This window comes from Ruegeria sp. E5, from assembly GCF_056534105.1.
Genome location: NZ_JBQFPA010000001.1, coordinates 1593811 through 1610439, shown reverse-complemented (window position 1 = coordinate 1610439; position 16629 = coordinate 1593811). Strand labels below are relative to the sequence as shown.

The following is a 16629-nucleotide window of genomic DNA, read 5'->3' as shown; positions in this document are numbered from 1 at the left end:
CGTCTTGTTGTGCTGCCGCCCGGGCCAATTCCCGGACGAGCTCAAGCAAACCAACATCTGGCGTCGGGTTTTGCTTTGCTGCTGGGGACTTGGTGATCTCTTCACAAATCGAAAAATCGGTTTGGATCGGTTTTTGAACTGTCATGGTGCTCGCTTTATGTTTCAACGAGCGTGAGATCGGTCTCCTCTGGAAAATTTAGAAACGCAGTTTAATCCGAACGGTTCGGAGAGCGAGAAACGCTCTCCGAAGGCTGCAGGCTAAGTCTGCGTTTCAGCGATCACTCGACGTGTTATTCGGTCGGCTCGACGCAGGTTCTGGATGAGTTGAAGACATCTTTGAAGCGCCACCAAAGGTTCAACGGTCCGGTTCAATTCGGCTGCTCGATTTGTCAGCCGCTTGTTGATCCAAGCACCGCCCGGGCAATGCTCGTCTGCAATCACCTCGCTCACCCATCCGGCTTCTATCTCAGCCAAGACAGGTTGGAGCAGGGATTCGAGATCATTGAGATCGCGATCACCGAACATTTCACCCGCACGGAGGCGTGAGCCAAAACGATAAGCAATGCGCGCGCCAGTGGGCTCCAGATTGTCGATTAGCGTGTCGAGTGCCTTCGACGCTGAGGGCACCATGTTGAGCGCATCGAGGATCGCTGCCTCGATGGGCAATAGCTGCTGTGCGATGCTATCATACATAGCGCACCTCCCGCGTATCCGGCCGTCCCTTGCGCCGCGTTTCAACCGTGACGGCGCGTATCTTTCGACCCGAGCCTCTGCTGCCGAACCTACGGGAGCGCCGGATATCGCGTTCTGCATGTATTCGTGCGCGAACGCGATGAAGTCGATCCAGCGCTGCGTCGGCGAGTTCACCCAATACGGGCGTTCCATCGGAGTTTCTGTCGAAGCCGCTGTTGTTGACAGATACGGAAACACGTCGAGCCGCATTGAAGCGTGTTGGCGCCCTCAAAGAAGCCTGTTCCCGCTCCTCTTCCGAACGCACATCGACGCAATAGGCCTGCTTGCGTGGACAGGGGTTCGTTGTGCCGTAAGCCAGAACCGCAAAGCGCTCACCGGCCATTTCCTCGACATCAATAACCAGCGACGGCCGAACTTTGGGATCATCCTCTCCCATCGTTTCATGGGGGAAGCGAAACGCGACGACATCGCCAACTTTCAAACGGGATTTCCAGTTCTCGGAGGGCAGCGCGATTTCAGTTTGAAGTGTCATGAGACATCCTTCATCGAAGTTGAAAAGAGCCGCGTCTTCCACCGTGTTTGGGCTGGTTCCCACTTTCGGCTGCGCGACATCCGGACTGCGCAGTCGAAGGTGGGCGACCTGCCTTTTCCGCTGTTTCGGTTCTCGTCCGTGCGCTGTTTTCTGGTCTGTTGCAGCTTTCCGATCTTCCGCCAGAGTGTTCGAAGTGTTTCCAATGGGTCGGTTGACGGGTGTTTCCGAATGCTGTGCCTCTGTTGGAGGGCCACAGAGTTCTCTGTGTCCAGTATGGTTCCCCTGTAGTGGACATGGACCTGTCCGGTCCGGAGCGACGGGCAGTTCTGGGAGTGTTCCTGCCTTCTTGCGCGCGTAATACTGGGACCTACCAAGACCATAGTTCAGCCAGGGCTTGTTTCTCGATGCGCTGTTTTCGAGCAGGTATTGATCTCGCGAGGTACTCCCCTGAACAGCACGCCGTGCTCGTTCCCGTTCAGCTTTTCTGCGGTGGCGCTCTTCCGCTGGCATCACCTGACGCATGCTCAACTGACGCGCCATATCCGCTGATACGTCGAGACGCTCCGCAACAGTCGAGCCGCGGTAACAATATCTCTCGCTCTCGCGTGCATTGTCGCAAGCTTGCAGCTTTGACTTCGCAAGAGCCTGCTTGATAATGGCGTTCGTTTCGTTCTGGCATAGCCCGGGCGTTGCCATGTCTGCCGCTCGTTGAATGTGACCTTCGATACTCTGGGTGTCCGACTGATGGGTCAGGCAGGTGGCATAAAAATGCAGCCATGTGTTTCGGTACCCCACCGGGATCACCCCACCGTGGTAAATCCGGTAAGCCTCGAGATCTTTCAGGATCTGTTCAAATCGCTCAGCTTGGGTCAATCCCCGCGGCATTGTCTGACTACCCGGCTCCCGATCCTGACGCTGCTTGCGGCGCTCTGCGAGTTCGGAACGGGTGGGCCGCCCGACGGCGGCAAAAATCTGATCGGCAAGGACATCAAAATCCTGGCGTTGGCAATTCCCACCAGACACCTGAACGACCCGGCCCGATTTCTCGTTTCGAGTGCCGGGAATGCGAAAGACGCGAGCTGGGTCATTGCAAGAACGATCCGAACCAAAGTGAGCAAGCAGATCCATCAATGCCCGGATTGCCGCCTGCCAGCGGGATAGTGCAGCAGGTGGCATCGAATGGATCAACCAGATTGCGGCCAGTCCTCGTCCCGTTCGCAAATAGAATGATGGCTCAGAGACACCGCGCATCAGAAGATGGCCCGCGACGGCTGCCTGAATGTCTTCTTCACCCTCAGCGCGCCAGCCGGGATCATTGTGATAGTCCAGATCGACATAAAGCGAATTCAGGCTGACCAATCCTGAATTGCAGCGTGTGCCCTTAAACCGGTTCAGCGAGATAAACGATGTCCGATCCAGCAGCGCATGAAGACACGCTACAATCCCATCCGGACAACGTGTAAATTGTTGGCTTGGCTTCTCGGAATTCTTGATCAGAACGGCAGGATTCCCAATCACTCCTTGCGGATGGAGGAGTTGAACGTATTCCTCTGGCGAAACGGTGTGGATATCATCTGAATGCGGGGCAAAGTCGCGCGGATCGGTGTGCTTCATCCGCGGGAATTGGCTCTGCGGTTGTTGGCACAGAAAAATCCAAGCAAAGAAAGGCAAGGCCCGGGTGACGCCCCATGCCCGTCAACCGATCAACGGCTCGAGTCCAAACATTGTAGATCGCATCAAGTGTTGCGCCCTGCAAAAACTGGCATCGGTGTCATCGCGTACGCTGACGCGGCTTGCGTGTTCTTACACGCGGTATGTTGGAAACCCGATCATTCCGCTGGAGCTGAGGTGGGTGATACGCCTCAAGGTCGACATCAGAGGAGAATTCCTCATCGAGGATATCTGATGGATCGGCGTCTATGCCTTCTGTCGCCCATCGCACCGCTTGCTGGTATGTTGTCTCAGTTCTTAGACATTCTATTTGCGACGAAGCTTCCAGCGCTGCTTTCACTTCGCGCTCGGATCTCGCCTCCAGCATTCGACGTTTCTCATCGCTGGCCGTTTTCTTGCGGGCAGCCTCTCTCACCCGCGCGATACGCTCCGCTTCGAGGTCGTCTCTCTGACGCTCCAGGGCGCGCAGCTGCAACCACGAGTGCCAGAGTGTTGAATTGTGTTCTTGGACAGCCTGGCGCCGCACTCCGGCAACTGTGTCGTCGTTTCCGCTTTCTTGCAGTCTGCGGCGCGACCTGGCGGATCTGCGTGGCCCGACATGATCTTGTCTTGCCAGGCCTTGCGGTGCATCGCCTGTCTCGACCATCTCGGCATACGAACGAAGATCAACCCGCGCGTGGGAGCCAATCTTGCGCAGGGCCGCGTTGGTCCGCTTTTCCCATTCTCCGCGGATACGCTTGATTTCTCCGGGGCCTGAGGTTCTGTCGTCAAGAACACGCGTTTTCTCACCAAAATCGCCAGTGATCCTATCAACCTTCCGCGTCGTCATCAGGATGTGGGCGTGGAAATTCAGGTTGGTCTTCGATGGATTGAAGAGCCTCTGCACGTAGTCTTCTCGCGTCAGTTCGAGTTTGCCCGCGCTGTGCCGTTTCTCTTCCACAGGGCACAAGAAACGCGGCGCGTGAATGTCGGCTTGAACGGCAACGCCGTATTTATCGCGAAGCCAGAGGCAGAGGCTGCGGACAAGCCGGACCTGCTCGGGAAGCGGTAGCTCGCGCGGCAGGGATGGGCGCAGTTCGCGGATGACTCTTGCATTCGTTCGGCGTTCCGAACGCTCGGCAGCGTTCCAGAGCTCCTCGGCGTTTCCTGTCCAGTTGATCAATTCATGAGACAGGAGGCCACCCTTTCTGCCCGGCGAAAACCGTCGTCCAACCCGCGCATCCCGGAAGGTGGTGCGCGCGGTGTAAGCGGCGGATTTGACGGCGGAGCGACCGTCGGCGCGAGAATGCAGGATGACTTCGAGTCTGCTGGCGGGGTGTATCATGTAAAGGACATCGGGCCCCAACCCGATCTCCGCACAAAAAAGCCCGCGGCAGGCGCGCAGGCAAACCCCGAGTTTGCGTAACTGCGCGCATTGCCCAGCGGGCATGCGGACGGCCGCTCACGAGGAGGCCTGGCGAAGCCACATTTTCCCGCCCGGGTAGCGAAGCCGGGATCCAGGCCGCATTTCCTGTTCGACCACCTCAATCAAGGGAGAACGAAATGGCGGACCTGGATCAACAAATCGAGCAGGCGCGCGTGAGGCTCAGAGACCTTCAGGCCCGGGCGAGCAAACAACGGCGTCGCGATGAAACGCGCAAAAAGATTATCTATGGCGCTGCTGTTTTGAAGCTTCTCGAGGAAATTGAGAGAGACAAAGCTGATCGGTTGCTCAAGCTTCTGCACGAACGTATCTCACGCGACTCAGATCGAGAGCTGTTAAGACTGTAAACCCAGTTAGATCTTCTTGAGGCACTGCACGCTCTCAGAAGGTTTGGCTGACTTGGGCCTATTGAAAGAAAAAAACTGGCGCGGCTTACCGCGCTCAGTATCGTCAGGTCGCGACGTGAGAAACATCCTTGTCCGGCGAATAAATGTCCAGGATGTTCCAATGACCGGTCGTTGGTGTCGGGTTGTTGATCATTGGCACATCCAGCACGGTTGGTTTGCCGCTGGCGATTGCCGCTTCCAATGCAGGCAACAACTCGTCAGCAGCGCTGAGTCTGTGCCCTTCCGCGCCGTAGGCTCGCGCTATGTCGGCATAGCCCGGTCCGTTTGCGGGTGCGGCGGCTGATCCGGGGAACGTCGTTCCATAGGTCAGACCGTAGTGCGCTTTTTGAAGGCCGGCGATAGTTCCGAAGGCGTTGTTGTTCATAACCAGCCAGATGATGCCCAGATCGAGTTCGACGGCAGTCGCGAGCATCGACGGGTTTTGACCGAAGCCACCATCGCCCACCAGACTGAGGACAATGCGATCAGGTGCCGCCAGTTTCGCGCCGATCGCGCCCGGAGGACCGAAACCCATCGTCGCGAACCCGCCGGGGGTCAGGATTGAACCCGGCGTCAAAATGTCGAACTGTTGCCCGACACCGTTCTTGTTCCACCCAACGTCCGTTGTGATGATGGCATCCTCGGGCAGTGCCTTGCGGGTATCTGCCAGAATACGCTCGGGCATCATTGGAAAGGCCGATGAAGTCGCCATTTCCTCGTTGCGCGCTTTGAAGTCCGTCCGGAAGCCAGCGATTTTCTGCTCCAGCGTGGGGCGCTTGAAGCCGTCCGGATACATCTCGCGGGCGACCCGGTTGAGGACGCACAAAGCGGCCTTGGCGTCAGCAAAGACTCCGATCTCGGTGGGATAGTTCCGACCGATCTCCTGCGGCTCAATGTCGATATGAATGACCTTCGATCCGGGAATGTTGAACGTGTAGCCAGGGTACCAACTTGAACAATCAGCCTCTTTGAACCGGGTGCCCACGGCAAAGATGTAGTCCGCATTCAAGCAGGACTGGTTGACCAATTCGGTGCCCCAAAACCCGGTCATTCCCAGCACAAGCGGATGGTCGTCTCGCAACGCGCCTTTACCCATCAGGGAATGCGCGACTGGAAGGCCCATATGTTCAACAAATTCTCGCAACTCCTCGCTGGCCTGTGCCAGAAGAATACCACCTCCGACATAAGCTACTGGGTTTTCGGCCTTAGCAAGTGCCTCGACAATCTCACGCGCGGTTTTGTCGTCGATCGATGGTTTCTTGAGCGCGTTCGTGTTACCGAGAATACGATCAAAGCTGTCCGACGGGATGACTTCCGAGAAGATGTCCATCGGCACATTGACCAACACGGGGCCAGGCTGACCGCTTTCCGCGAGGTGAAACGCCTTCTCCAGAATCTCGGCCATCAGGTCGGCGCGATCCACGCGCCACGCGCGCTTCACGAAGGGTCGGTAAATCTCCCATTGGGCTGCGTCTGCATGCAGGTTCACTTCCTGATGCGGATGTTTACCGTAGTAATGCGTGGGAATGTCACCCGCGATCACGACCATCGGGATACAGTCCAGTGCGGCGTTGGCGACCCCGGTGGCGCAATTGGTCAGCCCCGGGGAGAGATGGGACAGCACCACCGAGGCCTTGCCCGTCACGCGGGCATATGCATCCGCCGCGTGGCTGGCGATTTGTTCGTGTCTTACTGTGACGAAATCGATGGGACTTTCCGCCAGCGCAGCCAGAACCGCAATGTTCGTGTGCCCGCACAGGCCGAAAACGTGCTTGACCTCACGGCGTTCGAGAAAGTCAACGATATGTTCGGCAACGGTTTTGCCGTCCAGTTTCGCTCCGTCCATCACGCGACCTCCTGTCCGTAGAACTCACCGAACAGGTCCGGCTCCGAGGGGCGATCCTCAGGGATCGGACGACTGACCCAGGTGTAGTTCATCATGTGTTTCATGGTGACGTTTTCGTTGGTGATGTTGCCGCCCCAGATGCCGCAGCCCAGGCTGCTGGTCATAGGCATGCCATTTGTCCAGGCACCCGCATTGGCCTTGGATTGAGGCTGTCGCACCATCATACGGCTGACCGGAGCCAGACGCGCCAACCGGTCGATGTGATCGTCATTGTGGCTGTAGATGCCGCAGGAATGGCCCTTGCCCCCGGTGTTGTAGATCTGGCTGACCGTTTCCAGCGCATCATCGAACGTTTCGAAGTGATAAAGCGCCATCAGCGTGGTCAGTTTTTCCTTGGAGAACTTGTGCTGCGGCCCGATTTGCCCCTGATTTTCAACCATCAGAAACTTGCGATCTTCGGGGATGCTAAAACCGGCGACCTTGGCCGTTTGCTGCGGCGGACAGGCAATGGTCGGAAACGTACGGTTTCCCTTTTCATCCCACATGGCCGCTTCGAGCATGGCCTTCTCTTCATCCGAACACAGGTAGCCTCCCTCGGCTTGAAGCGCCTTGACCATATCGTCGTAAACTGAGCGCTGGATGATGATGTTGCCGTCGGCCGAGCAGCCCGACCCAAAGTCGGAGGTCTTTGAAATACGGGTATTCTGCGCGGCGATATCCAGATCGGCAGTCTCATCAATGACAATGGATGAATTGCCTGCGCCGACACCATAGGCTGGACGCCCTGAACTGTACGCCGCTTTGACCATGGGTTTGCCGCCCGTCGCCAAAGTCAAGTCGCAGATCTCCATCAGATGTTGCGTCAATGGGATCGAGGGTTTGCGAATGGATTGAAACAAGTCCTCGGGGGCACCGGCAGCACGACAAGCTGCACGCATAACCTCGACCATTTCGAAGGTCGTATGAGCGGTTCGCGGGTGCGGGCTGAAAATGACGGCATTCCGGGCGTTGGCGGCGGAAACGCCGGTCACCGGTGGTGTCATCGCTGGGTTAGTCATTGGGATCAGGGATGCGATGACGCCAGCAGGTTTGGCATATTTCACCAGACCTTTTTCCTCATCAACCTCGACGATGCCGGTCGAGGGTGTGCGCAAGACATCTCGCAGCACCATGTGAATCTTGAAGCGCTTCGCTGGGCGGCCTTCGCGATCTCCGATACCGCTCTCATCCACGCCTTGTTGAGCCAGACGCGTGAAGGTTTTCTCATTACCTGCATACCACGCGATGGCCTGAGACAGGCGGTCCAGCCTGTCCTGATCCCAATCCTCGATCTCGGCCATGGCAGCGCGGGCGCGTGCCAGCATATCTGCCGCCATGTTGCGGTCGTTTTCAGTGAGCTCTTTGCCCATGATGATCCTCTTGGTGTTTTGGAATTGTAGCATCGGGCATACGACGCTGTGACCGCGCCTCGCCAAATGTTCGCTTGGCGTGGCTGAGACAGCGACGCGCGTGTTCTTCATATCCCAACTCGGCAACGCGGCTTTGGTTGGGCAGTTCGATGGAATAGTCGACGGGCGGCATCCGTTCGATGATGCCGGTGAAATCGATCCATCCCTCACCGGGATATAGCCGCGCATCGCGGGCCAGTTGGATCATGCCCTCACGCGTATCGGCGATGCCGGGTAGGCAATCAGAGATATGCAGGAAGTGAAACAGGTCCGAGGGGACGTGTAGCAACTCTCCCAAATCCACGCGGCTGAGATGCAGATAAAGCGTATCAACCAGAATACCGCCATTCGGCTGATCGGAGGCGCGGACAATGTCAAGCGTCTCATCCAGAGTACGAAGGCGGGAAAAGCTTGGGAACTCCAGGTCCACTGTTAGCCCGTAGGGTGCCGCCAGTTCGCAGGTTTCCGAATAGACGTCGATCAGGAAGTCACGATCATCGCGGGTATTGGTCCACGCGCTCATGATCATGCGCTTGGCACCCAATTCCCCACCGATCTCAAGAGAAGGCTCAAAACTGCGCGGATCGACATCTTCTGTGATGCGCGCAAGTTCGACATCGAGGACTTTCAAGCCAGTGGTAGAGAGAGCAGTTTTGGTGGCATGCACCTGTGCCTTGTCGATTGGAGATTGAGTGAATTCACCGGGCACATGCATCGGAATGAAGCGGGGGCTGACGGCATCGTAACCGGCCCGCGCTGCGATATAGACCAACTCGGGCGGCGTACAGCCAATCAGCGTCAGGTGCGCCAAGGAATAGAGAGAGGGGCTTGCGCCAGCCTCTTCGGGTTTCACCATGAACGGCAGCTCCACGTGTCTGCGAATCTCAAATTCATCACACGTAGTAAAAAATATCTGATATTTTTTAAAATATCAACTTTTAATACTGAGCAGGAAATGAAAGCGCCCGGGCAACTGCCCGGGCGTGTTTTTCATTCTTGTTGGCAGCGCCTTAGAGAGTAACCCAGTCGCCTCCGGACTGGTGAGAGCGCACAGTGGCATCTATGAATCGGACGCCGTCTGCGCCTTGATTGACGCTGGGATATGTCAGCCAATCGGTCGGAACGGAAACGCCATCCCGGCGCGCGGCTACGGCCATGGCAAATTCCGTATAGAGGTTGGCCCAAGCTTCGATAATCCCTTCGGGGAAGCCGCGCGCGGTACGGATCAGACGTTCTGCGTCGGGGCCGATACCATGCCCGTGACCTCGGCTGATGATACGATCCGGCTCGCCGAACCGATTGAACTTCAGCTGCTCCGAATTCTCCAAATCCCACTCGAGGCCTCCTTCGCTCCCGAATATGCGCAACCGCAACCCACCCCGATTTCCGGGGGCAAGGCGTGTTGCCATCAAGGTTCCTGGGACTTCATTTTGGTAACGGGTGAACATGAACACCGTGTCTTCCAAAGGCTTTGGCGCGCCGCAGACATGAAACTCGGCCCGTAGGTCGGTTAAGGGCAGGCCCGAGACAAAACTGGCCAGATGCGCGGCATGGGTGCCGATATCGCCGACGCAACTGGTCGGGCCAGAAATCTTTGGGTCCAGCCGCCATTTGACATGGGGCGCATCAGCCACATCATCGGGCGTCATCCAGTCTTGCATGAACTCGACGTGGATTTGGTTGATTTTACCGATGCCGCCTTCCGCTACGATTTGTTTGGCCTGACGGATGACCGGAAAGCACGACATCGCATATCCGACGGCAAAGACCTGTCCCGTGCGCGTGGCGATCCCCTTAAGCCCCTCGGCCTCGGCAACTTCGTTGGTCAGGGGCTTGTCGCACAGCACGTCAATGCCCGCCTCAAGAAAGGCTTTGGCCGCTTCGAAATGAACGTGGTTCGGGGTCGTGATCATGACGGCATCTACGCCATCCGGGTGCGCCGCCTCGGCCTGCGCCATCTCATTGAATGACGCATAGCACCGGTCGGCCGGCAGGAACCACTCGGCCCCGCGCGCCTTGCTTCGCATGGCGTCAGAACTGAGCGCTCCTGCGACGACCTCCCACCGGTCGGTCATCCGCGCGGCCGTTGCCTGCGTGACAGAGATACGTCCGCCGCCAACAACACCCAGCCGCAAACGGCGAGACAATCGGGGGAAAGGTCCGTCAAAGTTCAGGTCTTCGGAAAACAGTCTCTCAGCCATTCTGAATCTCCATTTCCGGGACCCGTACGCCTTCCGGCAGCATTTCCACCGCCATGAAAATGCTGGGGGTAATCGTCTCGTACTGATGCCAGGGATAGTTGCCTTCGGCGTCATACATCGGTTTGTGCGTCGTGCCGGGGGCCATGAATTCTTCGAGGTAAAGGGATTCAACATCCCGCTCACGGCATTGCTGCATTTTCCCAAGGCCTACGATTTGTGTATGCACTTCGCGAAACCCCGGTACCGGGCAGAACGGATGATCCTTGTGCAATCCGACATTCAGCGGCACCGAGCCGGAATGGTACATGGTCAGCCCAACGTTACCCACAAAGACCTTTGGCGACATGTAGTGGCTGACACCGCGTAAACGCTCCTCTTGGCGAACATCAAAAGCAGATGGCCATGTATCTTTCACCCATGCGAACAACTCGTTGTCATCGGCATGGGCGTCGAAATCGTGGACAATGACTGCACGTTCCACGCCGCCAAGCGTGCTGTCTTGCACGATCACAGAGGAAAGCGGTGCAATGGTCTGATCCTCGACAGAGAGATTTCGCCCCCCAAGGTTAAGGACGATGGCGCGACCCTCGATAGAAATTCTGCGCTCGTCAGTTATGTGCTGGACGCGAAAGAATGGCTGAGCAAAGTCGAGTGTCTCAATCGGCATGAACCAATTCCTTCCTCTCATCGTTAAGGAAATCGACCGGCAAAGGCTCCGGAGCCGCGCAACGGCTTTCTATCGTCTGATAGGCGCCAAATTTTGGTGCCCGTTCGATCGCGTCCATGACCTCGAAAACGTGGTAGGCGAGCGCTCCACTTGCACGGGGTTGGCGTCCTTCTTGCGCCGCCAGAGCCAGATCCAAAAGGCCGAGACCACGGCTGTCCTCATTGAACCCGTGTTTGTTGACGACCACCTGCCAGCCTTCGCGACCGGATGGGCGCGGCTGATGAGACCAGCGCGAGGTCTCCCGCGTTTTCAGCCAGACATCCCCCTGAAAGATGTTGGCACCATGTACCGGGTCAGGGTCTGGGATGCTGATGGTGCCTTTTTCACCGTAGATCTCGAACCGCGGCGTTTCGCTATCCCAGACGTCAAAGCTCATGGTCATCGACCCTATAGCCCCGGAAGAGAACTGCAGTAGGCTTAGGGAATGCGTGTCGACCTCGACATCCATCCATTCACCGTTGCGAGGGCCGTTTTCGATCATCCTTTTGTCGAACGTGCGCCGAGCCATTCCGGCGACCCGGTCAACCGGACCAAGGCAGCAAACCATGGCGGTCAGGTAATATGGCCCAAGGTCCAGCAAGGGCCCGCCACCGGCCTGGTAGTAGAAATCCGGGTTGGGATGGTGGCGTTCCGTCCCGTGGGTACCGACATGGGCAAAAACCCCTGTCGGTTTGCCAATGGCACCCTCATCGATCAAGCGCCGAACGGTTTGCCAACGACCGCCCAGAAATGTGTCGGGTGCGCAACCGACCAGTAGCCCCTTTTCAGAGGCCATGTGCAGAATCGTCTTACCATCCGTTCGATCCATAACCAGCGGCTTCTCGGAATAGACGTGCTTGCCCGCCTCCAACGCACGCAGGCTGATTTCGGCATGCGCCGCCGGAATTGTCAGATTCAGAACGCAGTCAATCGTCGGATCGTCAAACACCCCAACTGGCGCACAGGCCTTGGCGATACCGTATTGATCTGCCTTGGTGCGGCTTTCCGAAGGGTCAAGGCTTGCGCAAGCCACGACCTCAACGTTTGAGAATTTGGATAGTGTTTTTAGATAAATATCGCTGATACGACCACAGCCGATAAGGCCGACCCGGAAGGATTTCGATGTCTCACGTTTCATCATTCCTGTCTTCGTAGAGGGGTAAGTAATTAGGGGGAATCGGCCCTTTGTTGCGGCCACCCTGGTTCATCTGTTCCCAAGCGTGGGCGAGTATTCCGACCGAGCGGGACAGGCAGAACAGCCCTCGCGACAAGGGCGCAGGAAAGCCAAGTTCGCAGAAGATCACAGCTGTCGCGCCGTCAATATTCATGGCAATTGGCCGACCGCCTCGTTGACGACCGAGTTCGGCTTGAACCTCTTCTCCGATATCGGCAAACCGGCCAGAAACTGTGCCTTCTGCCGCCGCATCTCGAACAAGTTGCATCAATCGGGGTGCGCGTGGATCGACAGGTTTGTGAAACCTGTGACCAAAGCCCGAGACGATCTTGCCATAGGTCTCGCGCCAGCTGTCCAGACCGTCCTTCACTGCGTCATTCAACGATGCTCCGCAATCCATGCGAGCTGCGATATCATAGTACAGCTCTGCACACTGCTCTCCTGCCCCGCCGTGCACGTCGCCCAGCATGTTCACCGCAGTCGCCATCGCGTTATTGAGACCTACCCCGCAGGTGGCGGCCATACGCGCAGCCGCGATTGAGGGAGCCTGTGGGCCGTGATCCACGCCTGCGACCAAAGCGGCTTCGAACAGGCGCGCTTGCGCGTCGCTGGGTAGATCGCCCCGCACCATAAGCCAGATCATCTGCGGGAAAGATACGTTTCCGATCAGGTCCTCTATGGCGTTGCCACGAAAAGAGATCTGTCCAGGTTTCATGTCGATGATGGAGGTACGCCACCATTGGCGAACGGCGCGCTCATCGTCTGTCGTCTGCGCGGTCATTGCGTCTGCACCTCTTTCACCGGCTGGGTTTTGCTTTGCGCGGCAAGGCGAATGGGTGCATTGCGCGCGCCATAACCGGCATAGCCCATACGGCGTTCAACAATTTCGAAGAAGAAGCCGTTAAAGATGGGGCGGCTGTATATCTGAAAATACTCAGCTCCCGCCGCCCGATCGTAGAGAATACTCCCCCTGCGCAATTGGGCGACCAAATCGTCATCCAATCCGAATGTCGCTTGCAGATCAGCGTAGTAGTTCTCCGGGATGGACAGGCTGGGAAAGCCAGACTTGAGCAACTGGGCTGAAGTTTCAAAAATATCATCCGACTGGAAGGCAATGTGCTGAACACCAGCCCCAAAGCCATCTTCAAGGAATGACGCCGCCAGTGTTCGACGCCCAACTGCCCCATTCAGGTTTAAGCGCACTTCGCCTTCGGGACTTTCGATAGCCTGGCTTTGCACGACACCAGACGGGTCGGCGACGTTCAGGATAGGGGATTTTGCCATCTCGAAAGTCGAAATGTAGTAGAGTAGCCAGCTTTGCATCTCATCGTGACGCATCGTCTGGGCCAGATGGTCGATACGACGCAGACCGGCAGGTTGGGTGGCTTTGGTTTTCGCAACCGGCTCGAACTCAATGTCCCATACCCGATGGAGATCGGATTTCTCATCGATGAAATGAACGACGTTGCCACCAACGCCCCGAATGGCCGGGATATCCAGTTCCCCTGTTCCCACCGGTTGTGAGAAATTCGGCGCGCCCAACGCGGTCGCCCGCTGAACCGTCTGATCCGCATCTTTGACACGCAACCCCATGTCACAAACGGAGGGGCCGTGACCCAGGAACGCCGAATGGGCAAATCCTTCCTTTTCGGTATTCACAACGATGTTTATCGCGCCCTGCCGCCACAGCTCGACGGACTTGGATACGTGTTTTCGCTCCATTCGAAAACACATTGCTGACAACATATCTGCCAGCTGCGCGCCGCTTGTTTCGTCGGCTGTAAATTCGACAAATTCGAAGCCTGACGCATAGACGCGTTCCGGCAGGTCCGGGATGCCGAAATCGGTTCCCGGCTCGGTCCGGGGTACCTCATCCAGGAGGTTCACCAGCGACCTGTAGCTGTCTCGGGCCAGTGTTCGGCCACCGGGTTGAGGAGCTGCTTCGTTGACGCGTGCAACCGACCAAGGCCCTTTGTATCCGGCGCGAGACAACACGCGAACGAAGCCCGCAAGGTTCAGCGACCCAAGCCCCGGCAGAAGCCCAAAGTGCCGCTTGAGCCGACGTATATCCATCTCAAGCCGGGGTGCATCGGACAGTTGCACATGGAACAGCCGCTCTCCGGGAATGTCCCGAAGGCGGGCTGGTTTGGATCCGTCGGCAAGCGAGAAGAAGGAATTCAAAGCCAACCCCAGATTAGGGCTGTCGACAGCATCAACGACGCCTAACGCCTGTTCATCCGAGTGAATAAGATCCGACCATGGCAAGCCCATATAGGCCAGACGCATCCCCATTTCTTTAGCGATTTGGGCCGCCTCGCCAAGATCTGCGATTACCTGTTCTTCGGTCGCAGCGACATCGACCTCGAAGGCAGACCCGATAAGCAGCAATTCCGTTCCCAGCTCGCTCATCAGGTCGAGTTTGCGCTTCAGTCGATCAAAGGCGCGCTCACGTCCGGCTTCGGGCTGGCCTTCAAGATTATGGAAGGGTTGTAACAGGCATATCTTCAGGCCGAGGTCCGATGCAATCTTGCGGACTTGCGATGGCGGTCCGTCAAAAGCGGTCAAATCCGGTTCGTGTAATTCGACACCCCCGAATCCCGCGTCAGCGATAGCACTCAGCTTTTCAGCCAGATCACCGGGGATCGACGTTGTCGAAACCGACAGGCACATTATCCCTGATATCCAAACATACGCGGCAACCACAGGACCAGATCCGGCATCAGCATCATTATCACCAAGGCGAAGATGAGAACCGCGAGGAAGGCCCAGATTTCGGAGATGATTTCGCGCAGCGGAATGTCCGTCACGGCGTTGATCACAAAGAGTAGAATGCCATAGGGCGGCGTGATCAAACCGATCATTGAGTTCACGACGACCAGCACTCCGAAATGCACCAGATCAATCCCGAGCGCTTCGCAGGTTGGAATGAACAGGGGCACGATCACCAGGATGATCGTTGTTGCGTCTAACACGCATCCCAGCGCGAGGATCAGCAGGTTTACGAGGATCAGGAATACAATCGGGCTAACATCCGAACCCTCCAGCAGTGCCGAGATCGACTGTGGAATCTGTTCCTGAATGACGATGAAGTTCAGAATGAACGCGCCACCAATGACCACCCCGACGGCGGCGGAGGAGCGCGCGCTGTCGACGAACACTTGATAAAGGCCACGGAAGGTCAGCGCGCGGTAGAACAACGCTGCCAGTAGCAGAGCGTAGAATGCAGCAACTGCGGCGGCTTCGGTCGGAGTGGTGACGCCGCCATATATACCGTACAGCAGGATTGCGGGCATCAGCAGTGCCGGAAACGCGTTGGCGGTTTTAGCCGGCAATTCGCGCAGAGGAACAGGTTCTTCCAATGCAAAGTTCCGCTTTCCGGCCAGGTAATAGTTCATTGCCATGAGGACGACGCCCATGATCAGGCCCGGCAGAATACCGGCTAAGAACAGAGATCCGATGGAGGCCTTGGAAACGAGCGCGTACAAAACCATTGGGATCGAGGGCGGAATGATCGGGCCAATCGTCGCCGACGCCGCGGTAATAGCAGCAGCATAACCTCGGCTGTAGCGGCCATCCTTGGTCATCATCTCAATGATGATCTTGCCGATCCCCGCGGCATCCGCGACAGCCGAGCCGGACATACCGGAAAAGATCAGGGACGCTACCACGTTGACGTGCCCGAGGCCGCCCTTGAAACGACCGACAGCGGCTACGCAGAAGTTCAGCAAGCGGTCGGTGATCGACCCCGCGTTCATGATATTGGCGGCGACGATGAACAAAGGCACGGCAAGCAGGATCGTGCTTTTGTAGAAGCCTTGCAGGATTTTCTCGCCCGCGAGTGCGACGTCCAATCCGGCCGTGCCCAGATAAACCAATGAGGCCAAAAGGATGGAATAGCCGATAGGTGTCCCGATGCCTGCCAGAAGAAAGAGCGCGAGCAGGCAGGAAAGAAGTTCAAAGCTCATTTGCCTGCTTCCTCGTCGTCTTCACCGTCGACACGGGGATGATCGTCAACCACGTTGTACCCAACGACCAGTTCCAGCTCGGTTTTTGGTGGGCCATTTCGCAGGATGTCAAAGAACAACCACCCATACCGCGCAGCTACGACCAGCATGAACACCGCATAGATTGAGAACACGGTGCGCAGTGGTATCTTCTCACCCGAGAACGGATTGCGCACAGTCGAGGTTTTGCGGATTTTCATCCAGTCGATGTAGTCCCACGTCGGCAGGAAACTGTAGAGCATCCCGACTACAATCGCCGCGGCCGCCAGCATCGCAAAGACCTGACGAACGCGCATCGGCACCGAAAGGTAGATGATGTCGAACTTCACGTGATCTCTCTCGCGCACGATGAACGCGCAGCTAAAAAAGATCACCCAGACCCAGAGGATGCCGATCAGTTCAAGCGTCCAACCGGCGGGGGTAAAGAAATACCGCAAGAGAATTTGCAGAAGGAAGATTAGGAAGATTGCCGCCAGCATCCCGCCGGCAATCGCTTCGGTCAGTCGGGAGAACCCCTTTGTGAAGCCTTTCATTGTGGTTCTCCC

Annotated in this window: 14 protein-coding genes; 1 reads left to right on the top strand and 13 read right to left on the bottom strand. The window is 57.1% G+C overall.

Annotated elements, in window-relative coordinates; genetic code table 11:
• Positions 1–258: 258 nt before the first annotated feature.
• The 3 genes from ACR0BI_RS08065 to ACR0BI_RS08055 all read right to left on the bottom strand — a co-directional run bounded on the left by ACR0BI_RS08065 (position 259) and on the right by ACR0BI_RS08055 (position 4220).
• The gene (locus ACR0BI_RS08065) at positions 259–693 is read right to left on the bottom strand and encodes a hypothetical protein (RefSeq protein WP_170773917.1); all 435 of its coding nucleotides are present in this window, start codon (positions 691–693) and stop codon (positions 259–261) included.
• A complete protein-coding gene (locus ACR0BI_RS08060; protein ID WP_480563124.1) occupies positions 686–2839 on the bottom strand; it encodes a hypothetical protein in 2154 nt (717 codons plus the stop codon). The genes ACR0BI_RS08065 and ACR0BI_RS08060 overlap by 8 nt, the downstream gene beginning before the upstream one ends.
• A gap of 157 nt (positions 2840–2996) precedes the next feature.
• A complete protein-coding gene (locus ACR0BI_RS08055; protein WP_480878402.1) occupies positions 2997–4220 on the bottom strand; it encodes a MobA/MobL family protein in 1224 nt (407 codons plus the stop codon).
• A 218-nt stretch (positions 4221–4438) separates the two neighbouring features.
• Here ACR0BI_RS08055 and ACR0BI_RS08050 point away from each other — a divergent pair, with 218 nt between their 5' ends.
• Entirely contained in the window at positions 4439–4666 is a 228-nt protein-coding gene (locus ACR0BI_RS08050) for a hypothetical protein (protein ID WP_170773913.1), read from the top strand.
• Positions 4667–4769: 103 nt separating this feature from the next.
• On the opposite strand, the gene ACR0BI_RS08045 is transcribed toward ACR0BI_RS08050, so the two are convergent.
• From ACR0BI_RS08045 to ACR0BI_RS08000, 10 genes are all read right to left on the bottom strand, one after another.
• Positions 4770–6551: a thiamine pyrophosphate-binding protein gene (locus ACR0BI_RS08045; protein WP_170353331.1), complete on the bottom strand. Its 1782-nt coding sequence runs from the start codon at positions 6549–6551 to the stop codon at positions 4770–4772.
• On the bottom strand, positions 6551–7960 hold the full coding sequence (locus ACR0BI_RS08040; protein WP_170353332.1) for an aldehyde dehydrogenase family protein: 1410 nt from the start codon (positions 7958–7960) through the stop codon (positions 6551–6553). The genes ACR0BI_RS08045 and ACR0BI_RS08040 overlap by 1 nt, the downstream gene beginning before the upstream one ends.
• Positions 7941–8855 carry a sugar phosphate isomerase/epimerase family protein gene (locus ACR0BI_RS08035; protein WP_480563122.1) on the bottom strand — a complete coding sequence of 305 codons (915 nt, stop codon included), beginning with the start codon at positions 8853–8855 and terminating at the stop codon, positions 7941–7943. Before ACR0BI_RS08035 ends, ACR0BI_RS08040 begins: the two co-directional genes overlap by 20 nt.
• A gap of 154 nt (positions 8856–9009) precedes the next feature.
• Positions 9010–10200, bottom strand: coding sequence for a Gfo/Idh/MocA family protein (locus ACR0BI_RS08030; RefSeq protein WP_480563120.1), 1191 nt, complete (start codon positions 10198–10200; stop codon positions 9010–9012).
• A complete protein-coding gene (locus ACR0BI_RS08025; protein WP_480563119.1) occupies positions 10193–10867 on the bottom strand; it encodes a hypothetical protein in 675 nt (224 codons plus the stop codon). Before ACR0BI_RS08025 ends, ACR0BI_RS08030 begins: the two co-directional genes overlap by 8 nt.
• A complete protein-coding gene (locus tag ACR0BI_RS08020) occupies positions 10857–12044 on the bottom strand; it encodes a Gfo/Idh/MocA family protein (RefSeq protein ID WP_480563117.1) in 1188 nt (395 codons plus the stop codon). Before ACR0BI_RS08020 ends, ACR0BI_RS08025 begins: the two co-directional genes overlap by 11 nt.
• Positions 12034–12861, bottom strand: coding sequence for a citryl-CoA lyase (locus ACR0BI_RS08015; protein WP_480504944.1), 828 nt, complete (start codon positions 12859–12861; stop codon positions 12034–12036). The genes ACR0BI_RS08020 and ACR0BI_RS08015 overlap by 11 nt, the downstream gene beginning before the upstream one ends.
• Complete coding sequence (locus ACR0BI_RS08010; RefSeq protein WP_480563116.1) at positions 12858–14750, bottom strand: bifunctional sugar phosphate isomerase/epimerase/4-hydroxyphenylpyruvate dioxygenase family protein; 1893 nt, start codon at positions 14748–14750, stop codon at positions 12858–12860. The genes ACR0BI_RS08015 and ACR0BI_RS08010 overlap by 4 nt, the downstream gene beginning before the upstream one ends.
• Positions 14750–16045, bottom strand: coding sequence for a TRAP transporter large permease (locus tag ACR0BI_RS08005; protein ID WP_170328647.1), 1296 nt, complete (start codon positions 16043–16045; stop codon positions 14750–14752). Before ACR0BI_RS08005 ends, ACR0BI_RS08010 begins: the two co-directional genes overlap by 1 nt.
• The gene (locus ACR0BI_RS08000) at positions 16042–16617 is read right to left on the bottom strand and encodes a TRAP transporter small permease (RefSeq protein WP_170604457.1); all 576 of its coding nucleotides are present in this window, start codon (positions 16615–16617) and stop codon (positions 16042–16044) included. Before ACR0BI_RS08000 ends, ACR0BI_RS08005 begins: the two co-directional genes overlap by 4 nt.
• Positions 16618–16629: the final 12 nt, after the last annotated feature.